Origin of the sequence: Chelatococcus sp. XZ-Ab1, assembly GCF_029309855.1 — a bacterium.
Lineage (GTDB): Bacteria > Pseudomonadota > Alphaproteobacteria > Rhizobiales > Beijerinckiaceae > Chelatococcus_A > Chelatococcus_A sambhunathii.
This window is the reverse complement of the sequence record NZ_JARKII010000003.1, coordinates 328,783-344,648: the sequence shown is the minus strand read 5'-3', so window position 1 is coordinate 344,648 and position 15,866 is coordinate 328,783. Positions and strand designations below refer to the sequence as shown.

Annotated in this window: 14 protein-coding genes; 9 read left to right on the top strand and 5 right to left on the bottom strand. The window is 67.9% G+C overall.

Annotated elements, in window-relative coordinates:
• Positions 1-63 precede the first annotated feature (63 nt).
• The 3 genes from P2T65_RS07465 to P2T65_RS07455 are packed head-to-tail and all read left to right on the top strand — an operon-like array spanning position 64 to position 2,924.
• Positions 64-831, top strand: a complete 768-nt coding sequence (locus tag P2T65_RS07465; protein ID WP_276199511.1) for a glucose 1-dehydrogenase — start codon at positions 64-66, stop codon at positions 829-831.
• A 36-nt stretch (positions 832-867) separates the two neighbouring features.
• Positions 868-1,617, top strand: a complete 750-nt coding sequence (locus tag P2T65_RS07460; RefSeq protein ID WP_276199510.1) for an SDR family NAD(P)-dependent oxidoreductase — start codon at positions 868-870, stop codon at positions 1,615-1,617.
• A 50-nt stretch (positions 1,618-1,667) separates the two neighbouring features.
• Positions 1,668-2,924 carry an allantoate amidohydrolase gene (locus P2T65_RS07455; protein ID WP_276199536.1) on the top strand — a complete coding sequence of 419 codons (1,257 nt, stop codon included), beginning with the start codon at positions 1,668-1,670 and terminating at the stop codon, positions 2,922-2,924.
• A gap of 303 nt (positions 2,925-3,227) precedes the next feature.
• Here P2T65_RS07455 and ugpE read toward each other — a convergent pair whose 3' ends face one another.
• The 3 genes from ugpE to ugpB form a co-directional block, all read right to left on the bottom strand.
• The gene (ugpE, locus tag P2T65_RS07450; protein ID WP_055459580.1) at positions 3,228-4,079 is read right to left on the bottom strand and encodes a sn-glycerol-3-phosphate ABC transporter permease UgpE; all 852 of its coding nucleotides are present in this window, start codon (positions 4,077-4,079) and stop codon (positions 3,228-3,230) included.
• 12 nt (positions 4,080-4,091) lie between these two features.
• Positions 4,092-4,976, bottom strand: coding sequence for a sn-glycerol-3-phosphate ABC transporter permease UgpA (ugpA, locus tag P2T65_RS07445; protein ID WP_055459579.1), 885 nt, complete (start codon positions 4,974-4,976; stop codon positions 4,092-4,094).
• A 67-nt stretch (positions 4,977-5,043) separates the two neighbouring features.
• Positions 5,044-6,357 carry a sn-glycerol-3-phosphate ABC transporter substrate-binding protein UgpB gene (gene ugpB, locus P2T65_RS07440; RefSeq protein WP_245280538.1) on the bottom strand — a complete coding sequence of 438 codons (1,314 nt, stop codon included), beginning with the start codon at positions 6,355-6,357 and terminating at the stop codon, positions 5,044-5,046.
• Between the two features lie 149 nt (positions 6,358-6,506).
• Here ugpB and P2T65_RS07435 point away from each other — a divergent pair, with 149 nt between their 5' ends.
• From P2T65_RS07435 to P2T65_RS07425, 3 genes are all read left to right on the top strand, one after another.
• Positions 6,507-7,685 (top strand): fumarylacetoacetate hydrolase family protein, encoded by a 1,179-nt coding sequence (locus tag P2T65_RS07435; protein WP_055459577.1) that lies wholly within the window; start codon positions 6,507-6,509, stop codon positions 7,683-7,685.
• Positions 7,686-7,710: 25 nt separating this feature from the next.
• Positions 7,711-8,634: a sigma factor gene (locus P2T65_RS07430; protein WP_276199509.1), complete on the top strand. Its 924-nt coding sequence runs from the start codon at positions 7,711-7,713 to the stop codon at positions 8,632-8,634.
• Between the two features lie 91 nt (positions 8,635-8,725).
• Positions 8,726-9,172, top strand: a complete 447-nt coding sequence (locus P2T65_RS07425) for a carboxymuconolactone decarboxylase family protein (RefSeq protein WP_276199508.1) — start codon at positions 8,726-8,728, stop codon at positions 9,170-9,172.
• A gap of 6 nt (positions 9,173-9,178) precedes the next feature.
• Here the strand turns inward: P2T65_RS07425 and P2T65_RS07420 are convergent, their stop codons facing one another.
• Positions 9,179-10,408 carry an FAD-binding oxidoreductase gene (locus tag P2T65_RS07420; protein WP_276199507.1) on the bottom strand — a complete coding sequence of 410 codons (1,230 nt, stop codon included), beginning with the start codon at positions 10,406-10,408 and terminating at the stop codon, positions 9,179-9,181.
• A 134-nt stretch (positions 10,409-10,542) separates the two neighbouring features.
• Positions 10,543-11,466: a LysR family transcriptional regulator gene (locus P2T65_RS07415; protein WP_055459655.1), complete on the bottom strand. Its 924-nt coding sequence runs from the start codon at positions 11,464-11,466 to the stop codon at positions 10,543-10,545.
• A 163-nt stretch (positions 11,467-11,629) separates the two neighbouring features.
• On the opposite strand from P2T65_RS07415, the gene P2T65_RS07410 reads away from it, so the two are divergent.
• From P2T65_RS07410 to P2T65_RS07400, 3 genes are all read left to right on the top strand, one after another.
• On the top strand, positions 11,630-13,168 hold the full coding sequence (locus tag P2T65_RS07410; protein WP_276199506.1) for an aldehyde dehydrogenase family protein: 1,539 nt from the start codon (positions 11,630-11,632) through the stop codon (positions 13,166-13,168).
• Between the two features lie 90 nt (positions 13,169-13,258).
• Complete coding sequence (locus P2T65_RS07405) at positions 13,259-14,452, top strand: acyl-CoA dehydrogenase (protein WP_055459574.1); 1,194 nt, start codon at positions 13,259-13,261, stop codon at positions 14,450-14,452.
• A 210-nt stretch (positions 14,453-14,662) separates the two neighbouring features.
• Positions 14,663-15,865: a CaiB/BaiF CoA-transferase family protein gene (locus P2T65_RS07400; RefSeq protein WP_276199505.1), complete on the top strand. Its 1,203-nt coding sequence runs from the start codon at positions 14,663-14,665 to the stop codon at positions 15,863-15,865.
• Position 15,866: the final 1 nt, after the last annotated feature.

Below are 15,866 nucleotides of genomic sequence, written 5' to 3'. Positions count from 1 at the left end.
CGTCACATGCCCTCAACGAGCATCCGGCGCACGGCGGCGGATGCCACTGACGGGGGAGGTGGGATGACACTATCGATCTTCGATCTGTCGGGCCGGACGGCCCTCGTCACGGGCTCGGGCCAGGGCATCGGGCTCGCCATCGCCCGCGGCCTTGCCGCGGCGGGCGCGCGCGTCGTCCTCAACGGCCGTGACGCGGCCAAGCTCGACAAGGCGGCCGGGCTCATCCGCGCGGCGGGTGGCGAGGCGGTGGCGATGCCGTTCGACGTGACCGACGCCACGGCGGCGCGCGAGGGCGTCGCCCGCATCGAGCATGAGGTCGGGCCGCTCACCATCCTCGTCAACAACGCCGGCATCCAGCGCCGCGCCCCGCTGGAGGATTTCGCCGACGAGGACTGGCACCAGATCATCCACACCAATCTCGACAGCGTCTATTACGTCGGCCAGGCGGCGGCGCGGCACATGATCCCGCGCGGCTACGGCAAGATCCTCAACATCTGCTCCGTCATCAGCGAGCTCGCGCGTCCGACCATCGCGCCCTATGCCGCGAGCAAGGGCGCGGTGAAGATGCTGACCAAGGGCATGGCGGCGGACTGGGGCCGCCACGGCATCCGCGTCAACGGCATCGGCCCCGGCTTTTTCGCCACCGAGATGAACAGCGCCCTCGTCGAGAACGCCGACTTCACCGCCTGGCTGACCAAGCGCACGCCGCTCGGCCGCTGGGGCGAGGTGGACGAACTCGCCGGCGCCGCCATCTATCTCTCCGCGCCGGCCTCGGACTTCGTGACTGGCCACGTGCTCTATGTCGACGGCGGCGTCACCGCCTCGCTCTGATCTCGCGCTGAAACGTGACAACCGGGAAGGAAACGCATGAATCAAATCGATTTGAAGGGGCGTGTGGCAGTCGTCACGGGCGGTGCCCAGGGCATCGGCCGAGCCGTGGCCGAGCGCTTCAAGGCCTCCGGCGCGAAACACGTCGAGTTGTGGGACCGTGACGGCGCGCTGGCCGAAGCGACAGCCAAGGAGATGGGCGCGGACGTCTCGGCCCGCGCCGTCGACATCACCGACTATGCCGCTGTCGAGGCTGCCGCCAGGGCGGCGGAGGCGGCGCATGGGGCCGTCGACATCCTCGTCAACAGCGCCGGCATCGCCGGGCCGACGTTCAAGGCCTGGGAATACCCGCTCGAGGAATGGGCGCGCGTGCAGCGGATCAATGTCGACGGCACCTTCCATTGCTGCCGCGCGCTGGTGCCCGGCATGCGCGCGCGCAACTACGGCCGCATCGTGCTGGTCGCCTCGATTGCCGGCAAGGAGGGCAATCCCAATGCCTCGGCCTATTCGGCGTCCAAGGCCGCTGTCATCGGCTTCACCAAGTCGCTCGGCAAGGAGCTCGCCGACCGCAACATCGCCGTCAACTGCATCACGCCGGCCACCGCCAAGACGCGAATCCTCGAGCAGGTGAGCGAGGAGTTCATTGAATACATGCTGTCGAAGATCCCGCGCGGGCGCTTCGTCGAGGTCGAGGAAGTGGCGGGCATGGTCGCCTTCCTCGCCTCGGAGGACAACAGCTTCACCACGGGCGCCGTCTTCGATCTGTCCGGCGGGCGCGCCACCTATTGATCTATTGATGGCGCTTGAGCGGCATGGCGTGGCCCGCTAGCTTGACCCCCATGATCGCCATGCCGCCCCTGCCCACCACCGTGCTCGGCGAGCGCCTGATGACGCTCGCCGCCGATCTCAATCAATATACCGACGAGCCGGGGCGCCTGACGCGCCTCTACCTGTCGCCGGCCCATCGCGCCGCCGCCGAAGCGGTGATGCGCATGATGGAGGCGGCGGGCATGAGCGCGCAGATCGACGCCGCCGGCACTGTCGTCGGCCGCTACGAGGGGATCGAGCCGGGCGCGCCCGCGCTCCTCGTCGGTTCGCATATCGACACCGTGGTCGATGCCGGCAGCTATGACGGCATGCTCGGGGTGCTGGCTGGCATCGTCGCCGTCGAGGAGCTCGCCCGGCGCGGGGAGCGCATGCCCTTCGCCATCGAGGTGCTGGCCTTCGGCGACGAGGAGAACGTCCGCTTCCCCACCAATCTCTCGACCTCGCAGGCGATCGCCGGCACCTACGACCCGGCCTGGCTCGACGGCAGGGACTACGACGGGGTGAGCCTGCGCGAGGCCCTGCTCGCCTTCGGCGGCGACCCCGAGGCCGTGACGCGGCTCGGCCGCGATCCGGGCTCCGTCAAGGGCTACATCGAATTCCACATCGAGCAGGGACCGGTGCTGGAGCGCGAGAACCTGCCGGTCGGCATCGTCAGCGCGATCAACGGCATCACCCGGGCGCGCGGCGTGGTGACGGGCGAGGCCGGCCACGCCGGCACCGTGCCGATGGCGCTGCGGCGCGATGCCTTCGCCGCGCTGAGCGAGATGAACCTCGCCGTCGAACGCATCGGCGCCCGTGATCCCTCGACCGTCGCGACGATCGGCATGGCCAAGGTGGCGCCCAACGCCTCCAACGTCATTCCCGGCCGCGTCGACTTCATGCTCGACGTGCGCGCGCCGGACGATCCCGTGCGCCACGCCATTGTCGAGGAAATGGTGGCCGAGATGCGCGACATCGCCGCCCGGCGCCATGTGGCGCTCGATCTCGACCTCTATTTCGACGCCCCTGCCACCGCCATGGACGCCGGCCTGATGCGCGCGCTGGAGACGGCCGTCACGGGCCAGGGCATCGGCGCGCGGCACCTGCCGTCGGGTGCCGGCCACGACGCCATGGCCATGGCGCGCCTGTGCCCTTCGGCAATGGTCTTCGTGCGCTGCAAAGGCGGCATCAGTCACAATCCGGCTGAGTCGATCACCGTCGACGACGCGGATGTCGCCGTGCGCGTCCTTGTGGACGCCATCAAGGCTTTTGCCGCGCGCAACGGGTGAGGGCAGGGAACGGCTGGGACCTGCCGCCCTGTCCGGCTAGAAACGCATAAAGGTGTTTCGTCAGCGGTCTGTCATCGGTCCCGTCGTCATGGCCGCGCTTGTTGCGGGCATCCGCACCTTGAAAGTGCGAGCAACGCCAAACGCGTCGATGGCCGGGACAAGCCCGGCCATGACGAGCGGTGCGGATTACGCGCTCTTCGCATCCACGCAATGCACAAGCCGGCCATCCGCGTTTTCATGGCCCACGGTCGTGCGGTCGGTCGGGAGGGGCGCGTGCCGGCACCCCGCCGCCGGGGCCGCCGCCTACTTCTCCGTCTCGACCAGCCCCTTCACGAAGAGGCGCTGCATCGCAATGACCACCACGACGGGAGGCAGCATGGCGAGGATGGTCGTCGTCATGACGAGGTGCCATACGGGATCGGCCTCGGCCGCCGCGGCCGCGAGGCGCTGGATGCCCATGACGATGGTGTAATAGCTCTGATCCGTGGTGACGAGCAGCGGCCACAGATACTGGTTCCAGCCGTAGATGAAGAGGATGACGAAAAGCGCGGCAATATTGGTGCGCGACAGCGGCATCAGGATGGACCAGAAGAAGCGTAGCGGCCCCGCCCCGTCGATGCGCGCCGCTTCCGTCAATTCGTCCGGTATAGTCATGAAGACCTGACGGAACAGGAACGTCGCCGTCGCCGAGGCGATCAACGGAATGGCGAGGCCCGAATAGCTGTTGAGCATGCCGAGATTGGCCACGACCTCGAAGGTCGGCAGGATGCGCACCTCGACCGGCAACATCAGCGTGATGAAGATGAGCCAGAAAGCCGTGACCCGGAAGGGGAAGCGGAAATAGCAGATGGCGAAGGCCGACAGCAGCGAGATGGCGATCTTGCCGATGGCGATCGCCATGGCCATGACGAAGCTGTTCCACAGCATCGGCCCGACGGGCGGAAAGCCGGAGACGCTGGAGCCGGTAAACAGCGCCTCCTTGTAGTTGGCGATGAGGGCCGCACCCGGCAGAAAGCCGATGCGGCCAGTGAGGAAGTCCGTGCCGGGATGGGTGGACGCCACGAAGGCGAGCCACACCGGCAGCACCATGGCGGCAACGCCGAGGATGAGCGCCGCATGGGCGGCGAAAGTCAGCTTGCGGCCGGATTCGACCATGTCCCCGCCCCCTCAGTAATGGACCTTGCGCTCGATATGGCGGAACTGCAGCGCCGTCAGGCCGATGACGATGACGAGCAGCACCACCGACTGAGCGGCGGAAGCGCCGAGATTGAGCGATTCGAAGCCGTCTTTGAACACCTTGTACACGAGGATGGTGGTGGACTGGCCGGGCCCGCCGCCGGTCGTCGCGTGGATAATGCCGAAGGTGTCGAAGAAGGCGTAGACGATGTTGACGACAAGCAGGAAGAAGGTCGTCGGCGCGAGCAGCGGCCAGACGATCTTGCGGAAACGCAGCCAGGGGCCCGCCCCGTCGAGCGCCGCCGCCTCCACAAGCGTGCGCGGAATGGCCTGCAGTCCGGCGAGGAAGAATAGGAAGTTGTAGCTCACCTGCTTCCACGAGGCGGCGAGAATGACCATGATGAGCGCATCGGTGCCGTTGAGGTGGTGGTTCCAGTAGATGCCGATGGCCCGCAGACCACGCGCCACCACGCCGACCGACGGATCGAACATGAACCACCACAGGATGGCAGCGACCGCCGGGGCCACGGCATAGGGCCAGATGAGCAGCGTCTGGTAGACCATCGCCTTGCGCCCCACCTTGTCAGCGGCGAGCGCGAAGAGGAGCCCGAGACCGAGCGAGATGGCCGCGACGGACGCGGAGAAGACCACAGTGATGGCGAAGCTCGACCGGTAGCTCGGATCCTCGAACAGGGCGACGAAATTGGCGAGGCCGACGAACTGGCGCGACAGGCCGAAGGCGTCTTCGGCAAAGAGCGAGGTGTAGAGCGCCTGGCCAGCGGGCCACAGGAAGAAGATGATGGTGATGGCAAGCTGCGGCGCAAGCAGCAGATAAGGCACGATGCCGCCGCCGAAGGTGACCCGTTTTGCCTGCATCGGCCCCCCAGAAGGAACAGGGCGGCGCCCGATGCAGTCCGGGCGCCGCCATTCTACATTACATTATTCAGGAGTTGGACTTCTCGAACTGGCGGAGCAGCTCGTTGCCGCGCTTCGCCGCCGCGTCGAGCGCGTCCTTCGCCGACTTCTTGCCGGTTAGCGCGTTCTCCAGTTCCTCCTCGATCATGTCGCGGATCTGGACGAAGTTGCCGAGACGCAGGCCCTTGGAGTTGTCGGTCGGCGGGTTGAGGTTCATCTGCTTGATCGAGATGTCGGAACCCGGGTTCTTTTCATAGAAACCTTCTTTCTGCGACAGCTCGTAGGCGGCCTTGGTGATCGGCAGGTAGCCGGTCTGCTGGTGCCACCAGGCTTGCACCTCGGGCTTCGACAGATAGGCGAAGAACTTCGCCGCGCCCTTGTATTCCTCCTTCGGACGACCGGCGAGGACCCAGAGCGTCGCGCCGCCGATGATGGAGTTCTGCGGGGCGCCCTGCACGTCCGGCCAGTAGGGCTGCATGCCGTAGCCGACGCCGAACTTGGCATTGGCCATGATGTTGGCGCGCGCCGCCGAGGAGGCGAAGGTCATGGCGCATTCGCCGGAGAGGAACTTGGGATCCGACTTGCCCTGGCGGCCACCGTAGTCGAAGATCTTCGACTTCTGCCAGTCGACCAGCGCCGTCCAGTGCTTCTCGAGCGTCGGGTTGTTGATCTTGAGCTCGGTGCCGAGGCCGCCGAAGCCGTTGGCCTCGGTCGACAGCGGGATGTTGTGCATGGCCGAGAAGTTCTCGACATGGACCCAGGACGGCCACTGGGTGGTGAAGCCGCACGCGATGCCCGCCGCCTGCAGCTTCTTGGCGAACTCCTCCACCTCCGGCCAGGTCTTGGGCGGGGTGTTCTCGTCAAGGCCGGCCTTCTTGAAGTGATCCTTGTTGTAATAGAGGATCGGCGTCGATGAATTGAACGGGAACGACAGCATGTTGCCCTGCGTGTCGCTGTAGTAGCCCGTCACCGCCGGCAGGTAGGCCTTGGGATCGAACGGCTCGTTCTCGTCGGCCATCAGCTTGTAGACGGGATAGACGGCGCCCTTGGCCGCCATCATGGTCGCCGTGCCGACCTCGAAGACCTGCACGATCGTCGGGTGCTGCTTGGCGCGGAAGGCAGCGATGGCGCCCGTCATGGTCTCCGGATAGCTGCCCTTGAAGACCGGGACAACCTTGTACTCGCTCTGCGAGGCGTTGAAGTCGCTGGCGATCTTCTCGAGCTTCTCGCCGAGCGCGCCCGACATGGCATGCCACCACTGGATTTCAGTCTGGGCAGCAGCCGGTCCTGCCGCGGCGATGAAAGCCGCCGCACTTGCCATGGTTACAATACGAGATGCCATGATAGCCTCCCCATCTCCCGGAGCCCCCCTCGGGGACCCTTCTCTTCGTTGCTAGCGAGCATAGCATGACAATGACATGACAGTTCAATGAATAATCGACGACAAACGCAAGCGAAACGAAATTTGAGTCTTCAGCGAGGAGCGCATCCATGGGGGGCCTGACCCTTTCCACAGCCACCACCCTGCCGACCGATTTTGCGAGGGCCGCCTTGGCCGGCCGCGTCTTCCGGCCCGATGTTGCCGGCCCTTCGGTGGTGACCGTCCGCGATGGCGAGGTTTTCGATATCAGCCGCGCTTTCGCGACGATGCGCGACCTATGCGAAACTTCCGCACCTGCGGCCGCCCTGCGCGACGCCAAGGGCGAATCATTGGGTCCGCTCGAGGCCATCCTCGCCAATTCCGTGGAGGCGACGCGTGATTCCACCCGGCCCTACCTCCTCGCGCCCATTGACCTGCAGGCGGTGAAGGCGGCGGGCGTGACCTTCGCCGTCTCCATGCTGGAGCGCGTCATCGAGGAGCGCGCGCGTGGCAATGCGGACGCCGCGGCGGCCATCCGCGAGGAGATCAACCGCCTCGTCGGCGATGACCTCGCCCGCCTCAGGCCCGGCTCGCCCGCGGCCATGCGCCTCAAGGAGGTGCTCGTGGCCCAGGGCGCCTGGAGCCAGTATCTAGAGGTTGGCATCGGGCCGGATGCCGAGATCTTCACCAAGGCCCAGCCCATGTCGAGCGTCGGCACGGGAGCGGATGCCGGCATCCACGCCATCTCCACCTGGAACAATCCCGAGCCCGAGGTGGTGCTGGTCGTCGCCTCGGACGGGCGCATCGTCGGCGCCACCCTCGGCAACGATGTCAACCTGCGCGACGTCGAGGGCCGCTCGGCCCTGCTCCTCGGCAAGGCGAAGGACAACAACGCGAGCTGTGCGGTCGGCCCCTTCCTGCGCTTCTTCGACGACGGCTTCTCGCTCGACGACGTGCGCCGCATGCACGTGACGCTGACCGTCGAGGGCGAGGATGGCTTCCGCATGGAGGGCTTCTCCACCATCGAGAAGATCAGCCGAGACCCGGCCGACCTCGCGGCTCAGATGATCGGCAGGCATCACCAGTATCCGGACGGGGCGGTGCTCTTCCTCGGCACGCTTTTCGCGCCGGTCGAGGACCGCGATGCGCCGGGCAAGGGCTTTACCCACAAGGTGGGCGACGTCGTCACCATCGCCGCCCCGCAGCTTGGCAGCCTCGTCAACCGCATGCGCCACAGCCAGGACTGCGCACCGTGGACCTTCGGCACCGGGCAGCTGATGCGCAACCTCGCCAAGCGCGGCCTCCTCTGAGCCGCCCCGCGGACCGGAACCGGACGTGAACCAGCACCGCCGACCGCCAGCCTCCGGGAACGCCGCCGGCGATGCCATCGCAGACGATGGAGCGGCCGCGTTCCTCGCCGTGCGGCCGCGGCTCCTTGCCATCGCCCATCGCATGCTCGGCACGATGGGCGACGCCGAGGACGTGCTGCAGGATGCCTTCCTGCGCTTCCATGCCGCCGGCGGGGCAATCGACAATCCGGAGGCCTGGCTCGTCACGGTGACGAGCCGGCTCGCCATCGACCGGCTGCGGGCCGCGCGGCGCGAGCGCGCCGCCTATGACGGGCCTTGGCTGCCCGAGCCCTGGACGGGACCCAACGACGGCGACGCCTTCGCCGGCGACCTGCCCTATGCCGTCCTCGTGCTAATGGAGCGCCTCGGCCCGGTGGAGCGCTGCGCCTTCGTGCTGCGCGAGCTCATCGACATGCCCTATGCCCGCCTTGCCGAAGTGCTCGGCCGCAGCGAGGCGGCCTGCCGGCAGATCGTCGCCCGGGCGCGGCGCCGGCTCGGCGACGGGCAGCTCCCCGCGGCGCCGGCCGATGCCCTGGCGCGCCGTCGGCGGCATGAAACCCTCATGGAAGAGTTCCGCCTCGCGCTCGCCGCCGGGGATGCCGAGCGCCTCATCCGCCTGCTGGCGCCTGACGCGACCATCACGACCGACGGCGGCGGCAAGGTGCTTGCCGCCCGCAACATCGTGCGCGGCGCCGGGCGGATCGTGCGACTGGTGCTGGGGGTCGCCCGCAAGCTCGGCCGCGGCCGCGTCGACCGGCCGGCGCGCTTTGCCGGCGAAGCAGGGTTCGTCACTTACGAGGAGGAACGCCCGGTGCGGATCGTGATGGCGGCGAGCGACGGCGAGCGGATCACGGCCATCTATTTCGTGCTCAATCCGGACAAGCTCGTCCGCATCCCCACCGAAAGCTGAGCCGACGTTTTTTGCGGTCCCCTGTCACAAGGCGCGCCGTGCTGCGTCTTGGAGGCATGCGGCCTCGCTCGGCCGTGCACAGGAGCACATGATGACGAGAACCATCAACGCCTACGGTATCATCCCCGACGTCTTCGCCACGGCGCGCCGGCTCAACGGCGACATCGAGGGGCTCGGCCTCGACATGACGCTCGTCGAGCTGGTGAAGACGCGCGCCTCGCAGATCAACGGCTGCGCCTATTGCGTGCACATGCACGGCGGCGATGCGGTGAAGAAATACGGCGAGAAGCCGGAGCGGCTGTATCTCCTGCCGACATGGCGGGAATCGCCCGCCTTCGATGCGCGCGAGCGCGCCGCCCTCGCCTATGCGGAAGCAATGACGCGCATGGACGACCATGACGCCCTCGTCCAGGCCGCAACCGCCCTCGACGATCATTTCTCCGAAAAGGAGGTCGTGGCGCTGACGGCGCTCCTTGCCATGATCAATTTCTGGAACCGCATCGCCGTCGGCTTCGGCACCCAGCACGCGCCGGTCTGATCGGCCTCAGATGACGTTCGCCTCGCGCAGCGGCCGCTCCGCGAGGATGCGGCCGTAGCCGAGATCGGCGAGATCGAGCGTCACGAAGCGCCCGTGCACGATCTCCTCGGCGATGCCGCGGCCCACGGCAGGCGACTGCTGCAGGCCGTGCCCCGAGAAGCCGTTGGCGAGGAAGAGGTTCTCGACCTCGCCGGCGCGGCCGACGATGGCGTTGTGATCGAGCAGGTTCATGTCGTAGGGACCGGACCAGGCCCGGCCGGGACGGATGTGCTCGAAGGCGGGCACGCGCATGGCGAGCGCCGGCCAGATCACCTCCTCAAACAGCGACCAGTCGACCGTCTCCGCATCGCCGTCCCACTCGGGATCGGCCTCGGGCTCTGGCGAGATGCCGCAGATGAACATCTGCCCGTCGGCGCCGCGGTGCCCCTCGGGCCGCACGTAGGCGCCGGAGGTGTCGATCATCAGCGGGCAGTTGTCGACCGGCCCCTTGCAGGTGAAGCTGAAGACATAGCGCTTCCTCGGGTACACGGGGATGTCGATGCCGGCGCTCGCAGCGATGCGCCGCCCGTCCGAGCCCGCGCAATCGACCACTGCGCCGCAGGCGATGCGGCTGCCATCGGCAAGGTGCACGGCGACGACGCGGCCGCCCTGCCGCTCGAGACGGGCGACCTCGCCGGTACGATACTCGGCCCCGAGCGCCCGCGCCTTCTTGCGGAAGGCCTGCAGCAGGCCCCAACCGTCGAACCAACCCTCGCCGCTGCGCCCCCAGGCCCCTGCAAGGAGATCGTCCGTGACGAGCCACGGGAATCGGTCCTTGAGACCAGCGGCATCGAACAGGACGATGTCGGCGCCCTCGGCTTCCTGCACCGCGTGGTTGCAGGCGAGCGTCTCGGCCCCTTCGGGCGTCGCCGCAAGATAGAGATAGCCGCCCTCGGTGAAATCAATCACCGGCCGCTCGTCGCCGACGGCAAGGCGCGCGCCTATGTCGCGCAGAAAGGCGACGCCGTAGAGCGAGATGCGGATGTTGACCGGGCTCGAGAACTGCTGACGGATGGAGGCCGCCGACAGCGCCGATGCCGAGCGCGCATAGGTCGGATCCTTCTCGATCACGAGCACGCGACCGGAAAAGGCGGGATCGGACAGGAGATGGAAGGCGACGGAGGAGCCCATCGCCGCGCCGCCGACGATGACGACGTCGGCGGTCTCTGGGGTGGAACGATTGGGGGTCTGGGACATGATCCTGGCAGCGCCGAAATGAGCGGAGGCGAAGCGTTGCGGGTGGCTGCTTCATGAGCAGCCCGCATGATTGCCGCATGCGACGTGGCTTGTCCATGGGCTGCGGCTGTCGCAGCTGCACAGGGCAATATCCCTCACTCCGTCCGTCCGGCCGTTTCCGTCCCGCACTCCGCCAGAAGCCAGTCGCGAAAGGCGGCAAGCGCCGGGCGGTCGGCCTTCTCCTCCGGATAGACGAGATAATAGGCCTCCTCGCTCGTGATCGGCCGCTCGAAGGGCACGACGAGGGCGCCGGCGCGCAATTCGTCCTCGACGAGGAAGCGCGGCACGATGGCGAGGCCGAGGCCGGCGACGGCCGCCTGCGCCACCATGGCGAACTGCTCGAAACGCGGGCCCATGACCGCCCTGTCGGCCGAGAGCCCCTGGGCTGCAAGCCACAGGCCCCAGGCACGTGGCCGCGTCGCCTGTTGCAGCAATGGAACAGTGAGAACGTCCGCCACCTCGGCGAGTTCGTGGCGGGCGACGAGCGCCGGGCTCGCCACCGGCACGATCACTTCGCCCATCAGCCGGTGCATGCGCGCGCCGGGCCATACCGCCTCGCCGAAATGGATCGCCGCGTCGAACCCTTCGCGCGCGAAGTCAAAGGGCAGGATGCGCGTGGCGAAGTTGATGGTGACGCCCGGATGGCGCTGGAAAAAGCCGGGCAGCCGCGGGATCAGCCAGCGCGTGCCGAAGGTCGGCAGAATGGCGAGATCGAGGATGCCGCCCGCCCCGCGGAAGGCCATGGCATTGACCGTCGCGGCGGTGAGCCGCGCCAGCGCTTCGCGCACCTCCCCGGCATAGGCGCTGCCGGCCGCTGTCAGCACCACGCGCTGGCGCACCCGCTCGAAAAGCTTCAGGCCGAGCTGTGCCTCCACCGCCGCCACCTGTCGGCTGACGGCACCCTGCGTCAGGTTGAGCTCCTCAGCCGCCTTGGTGAAGGACAGGTGCCGCGCCGCCGCCTCGAAAGCGGCGAGCGCCGTCAGCGAAGGCAGAGCGAGGCGCTGTTGAACGTCGCGCATCATTCATTCCGTTTCTTCATGAACTCGTGAAAACATATCGTTTGAAACGCGGACATGAAACCGCCATCCTGTCGCGACGACGAGACCCGCATCCGCGATGCATCAGACGGCGGCCGCCTCACCCCCGTTGAGGCAGGGGCCGCACAACGCTCCGGGAAGAGACATGACCGTTCACACCGCCGCCGCTTCCGCCCGCGAGGAAGCGCTCGCCATTCTGAAGCGCCTCGGCGTGTCCGACACCGCCTTCGCTTCGACGGGCCTCGCCGCCCGCTCGCCCGTCACCGGCGAGATCATCGCCCACATCCGGGAAGCCGGCGCCGCCGAGACGCGTGCGGCCGTCGACCGCGCCGAAAAGGCCTTCGCCGAATGGCGCAGGGTTCCGGCGCCGCGGCGCGGCGAGTTCGTGCGCCTCCTCGGCGAGGAGCTGCGCGCCGCCAAGGAGGACCTCGGCCTTCTGGTGACGCTGGAAGCGGGCAAGATCGTCTCCGAAGGCCTCGGCGAGGTGCAGGAGATGATCGACATCTGCGATTTCGCCGTCGGCCTCTCGCGCCAGCTCTACGGCCTCACCATCGCCACCGAGCGGCCGCACCACCGCATGATGGAGACCTGGCATCCGCTCGGCCCCGTCGGCGTCATCACCGCCTTCAACTTCCCCGTCGCCGTCTGGTCGTGGAATGCCGCGCTCGCTTTCATCTGCGGCGACCCGGTGATCTGGAAGCCGTCCGAGAAGACACCGCTCGCCGCGCTCGCCGTGACCGCCATCACAGAACGGGCCGCCAAGCGCTTCGGCGGCGTGCCGGAGGGGCTTTTCGAACTCATCATCGGCGGCCGCGAGGCGGGTGAGGCCCTGGTCGCCGACGAGCGTGTGCCGCTCGTCTCGGCCACCGGCTCCACCGCCATGGGCCGCAAGGTCGGCCCGAAGCTCGCCGAGCGCTTCGCCCGCGCCATCCTGGAGCTCGGCGGCAACAACGCCGCCGTCGTCGCCCCCTCGGCCGACCTCGACATTGCACTGAGAGCGATCGCCTTCGCCGCCATGGGCACGGCGGGCCAGCGCTGCACGACGCTGCGCCGGCTCATCGTGCACAGCAGCGTCTATGACAAGCTGGTGCCGCGGCTCGCCAAGGTCTACGGCAACGTCGCCATCGGCGATCCGCGCGTGAAGGGCACGCTCGTCGGCCCGCTCATCGACAAGGCCGCCTTCGACGGCATGGAGAAGGCGCTCGCCGAGGCGAAGAGCCTCGGCGCCACGGTGCACGGCGGCGGGCGCGTCGCCGGCATCGGCGGCGAAGAGGCCTATTACGCCCGCCCGGCCCTCGTCGAGATGCCGGGCCAGAGCGGCCCGATGCTACGCGAAACCTTCGCGCCCATCCTTTACGTGGTGAAATACGACACGTTCGAAGAGGCGATCGCCCTGCACAACAGCGTCGGCGCCGGTCTCTCCTCCTCCATCTTCACGCTCGACATGCGCGAGGCCGAGCGCTTTGTCTCGGCGGAAGGCTCCGACTGCGGCATCGCCAACGTCAATATCGGCCCCTCCGGCGCGGAGATCGGCGGTGCCTTCGGCGGCGAGAAGGAGACGGGCGGCGGCCGCGAGGCGGGCTCCGACGCCTGGAAAGCCTACATGCGCCGCGCCACCAACACCATCAACTACGGCACGGCCCTGCCGCTGGCGCAGGGCGTGACCTTCGACGTGGACGCGTGAGCGACTGGGCGCAATCTTCTCCCTCCCGCCGGGAGGGAGCGCGAAGGGCCGCATCAGATACTGAACAGACCTGCCGAGGACGAAACGCAGATGGCCAAGGATACAATGGGCTCCTTCAACTGGGCCGATCCCTTCCTGCTCGACGACCAGCTGACTGACGACGAGCGGATGATCCGCGACACGGCCCGTGCCTATGCACAGGAGAAGCTGCAGCCGCGCGTGCTTGAGGCCTATGCCCACGAGAAGACGGACCGGGCCATCTTCAACGAGATGGGGGAGCTCGGCCTTCTCGGCGTTACCATCCCGGAGGAATTCGGCGGCGCGGGCGCGAGCTACGTGGCCTACGGCCTCGTGGCGCGAGAGGTGGAGCGCGTCGATTCCGGCTACCGCTCGATGATGAGCGTGCAGTCGTCGCTCGTCATGCATCCGATCAACGCCTACGGCAGCGAGGAGCAGAAGCGCAAGTACCTGCCGAAGCTCGCTTCGGGCGAATGGGTCGGCTGCTTCGGCCTCACGGAGCCCGACGCAGGCTCCGACCCCGGCGGCATGAAGACGCGTGCCGAGAAGATCGATGGCGGCTACCGCCTCATCGGCTCGAAGATGTGGATCTCCAACTCGCCCATCGCCGACGTCTTCGTGGTCTGGGCGAAGTCCGCCGCCCATGACAACAAGATCCGCGGCTTCGTGCTCGACAAGGGCCTCAAGGGCCTCTCGGCGCCGAAGATCGGCGGCAAGCTCTCGCTGCGCGCCTCCATCACCGGCGAGATCGTCATGGACAATGTCGAGGTCGGCGAAGAGGCGCTGCTGCCGAACGTCTCGGGCCTTGCCGGGCCCTTCGGCTGCCTCAACCGCGCGCGTTACGGCATCTCCTGGGGCGCCATGGGCGCGGCGGAGGACTGCTGGCACCGCGCCCGGCAGTACACGCTCGACCGCAAGCAGTTCGGCCGGCCGCTCGCCGCCACGCAGCTCATCCAGAAGAAGCTCGCCGACATGCAGACGGAGATCGCGCTCGGCCTGCAGGGGTCCCTGCGCGTCGGCCGCCTCTTCGACGAGGGCCGGATGGCGCCGGAGATGATCTCCATCGTCAAGCGCAACAACTGCGGCAAGGCGCTCGACATCGCCCGCATGGCGCGCGACATGCACGGCGGCAACGGCATCCAGGAAGAATACCACGTGATGCGCCACGCCCAGAACCTCGAGACGGTCAACACCTACGAGGGCACCCACGACGTGCACGCTCTCATCCTCGGCCGGGCGCAGACGGGCATCCAGGCGTTCTTCTAAGGTGGACGCCGAGCGGCAGAGGATCCCTACCCGTCTCGGTCCTGCGGGCTGATCCACCCTCCCCCGAAGGGGATCGAAGCGCGAGCGAATGGAGCTGGCCGTGGGCGGGGATGACGAGGCGGTGACCGGGAACGTTGATCCCTCCCCTCAAGGGGAGGAATCAGTGCCGCGCGCCCTCGAGAGCCGCGACGCCAGAGAAGGGTCCGACACATGACCATCCTCCCCCTTCAGGGCCTCAAGGTTCTGGAACTCGCCCGCATCCTCGCCGGGCCGTGGATCGGCCAGCAGCTCGCCGACCTCGGCGCCGATGTCGTCAAGGTCGAGCGGCCGGGCAGCGGCGACGACACGCGCGGCTGGGGGCCGCCCTTCGTGCCGGCGGCCGACGGCGGCGACCTGTCGGCGGCCTATTTCCACGCCTGCAACCGCGGCAAACGCTCCATCGCCGTCGATTTCGAGACGGAGGAGGGGCGCGGCATCGTGCGGCGCCTCGCCGCCGAGGCCGACGTCCTCATCGAGAACTTCAAGGTCGGAGGCCTCAGGAAGTACGGGCTCGACCACGAGAGCCTCAAGGCCGTCAACCCGCGCCTCATCTATTGCTCCGTCACCGGCTTCGGCCAGGACGGGCCGTACCGCGAGCGGGCCGGCTACGACTTCATGATCCAGGGCATGGGCGGGATTATGGACCTGACCGGCGCGCCCGACGGCGAGCCGCAGAAGATCGGCGTCGCCTTCGCCGATATCTTCACCGGCCTCTATTCCACCATCGGCATCCTCGCCGCCTTGCGCCGGCGCGACACGACCGGCGAGGGCGGCCATGTCGACATGGCGCTGCTCGACGTGCAGGTGGGCGTGCTCGCCAACCAGGCGATGAACTACCTCGTCTCGGGCAAGGCGCCGCGCCGGCTCGGCAATGCCCATCCCAACATCGTGCCCTACCAGGTCTTCGAGGTGGCGGACGGACACGTCATCGTCGCCGTCGGCAATGACGGGCAGTTCCGCCGCTTCTGCAACGTCATCGGCATGCCGGCGCTCGGCGAGCAGAGTGAATATGCCACCAACAAGGCGCGGGTCGAGAACCGCGGCGCCCTCGTCGCAATCCTCTCTGGCGCGCTGAGGCGCCTCAAGCGCGACGAGTTGCTTTTCCGCCTCGAAGCCGAAGGCGTGCCAGCGGGGCCGATCAACTCGGTGGCGGACGTCTTCGCCGACCCGCAGGTGATCGCCCGCGGCATGCGGGTGGACCTCCCCTGCCCCGAGGCCGAGGGCGGCACGATCCCGACCGTGCGCTCGCCCATCGTCATCGACGGGGCGCCGATGGTCGCCGGGCGGCCCTCGCCGCGGCTCGGCGCCGATACCGACGACGTGCTAAACGATCCGGCCTGGGGCGCAGAAGCGCCCCGCCAGCAACAGGGATGAA

Excerpts from the sequence above, each read along its gene's own strand:
- P2T65_RS07465 (WP_276199511.1), top strand. The coding sequence starts at position 64 with ATGACACTATCGATCTTCGATCTGTCGGGCCGGACGGCCCTCGTCACG.
- P2T65_RS07460 (WP_276199510.1), top strand. The coding sequence starts at position 868 with ATGAATCAAATCGATTTGAAGGGGCGTGTGGCAGTCGTCACGGGCGGT.
- P2T65_RS07455 (WP_276199536.1), top strand. The coding sequence starts at position 1,668 with ATGATCGCCATGCCGCCCCTGCCCACCACCGTGCTCGGCGAGCGCCTG.
- ugpE (WP_055459580.1), bottom strand. The coding sequence starts at position 4,079 with ATGGTCGAATCCGGCCGCAAGCTGACTTTCGCCGCCCATGCGGCGCTC.
- ugpA (WP_055459579.1), bottom strand. The coding sequence starts at position 4,976 with ATGCAGGCAAAACGGGTCACCTTCGGCGGCGGCATCGTGCCTTATCTG.
- ugpB (WP_245280538.1), bottom strand. The coding sequence starts at position 6,357 with ATGGCATCTCGTATTGTAACCATGGCAAGTGCGGCGGCTTTCATCGCC.
- P2T65_RS07435 (WP_055459577.1), top strand. The coding sequence starts at position 6,507 with ATGGGGGGCCTGACCCTTTCCACAGCCACCACCCTGCCGACCGATTTT.
- P2T65_RS07425 (WP_276199508.1), top strand. The coding sequence starts at position 8,726 with ATGACGAGAACCATCAACGCCTACGGTATCATCCCCGACGTCTTCGCC.
- P2T65_RS07420 (WP_276199507.1), bottom strand. The coding sequence starts at position 10,408 with ATGTCCCAGACCCCCAATCGTTCCACCCCAGAGACCGCCGACGTCGTC.
- P2T65_RS07415 (WP_055459655.1), bottom strand. The coding sequence starts at position 11,466 with ATGCGCGACGTTCAACAGCGCCTCGCTCTGCCTTCGCTGACGGCGCTC.
- P2T65_RS07410 (WP_276199506.1), top strand. The coding sequence starts at position 11,630 with ATGACCGTTCACACCGCCGCCGCTTCCGCCCGCGAGGAAGCGCTCGCC.
- P2T65_RS07405 (WP_055459574.1), top strand. The coding sequence starts at position 13,259 with ATGGCCAAGGATACAATGGGCTCCTTCAACTGGGCCGATCCCTTCCTG.
- P2T65_RS07400 (WP_276199505.1), top strand. The coding sequence starts at position 14,663 with ATGACCATCCTCCCCCTTCAGGGCCTCAAGGTTCTGGAACTCGCCCGC.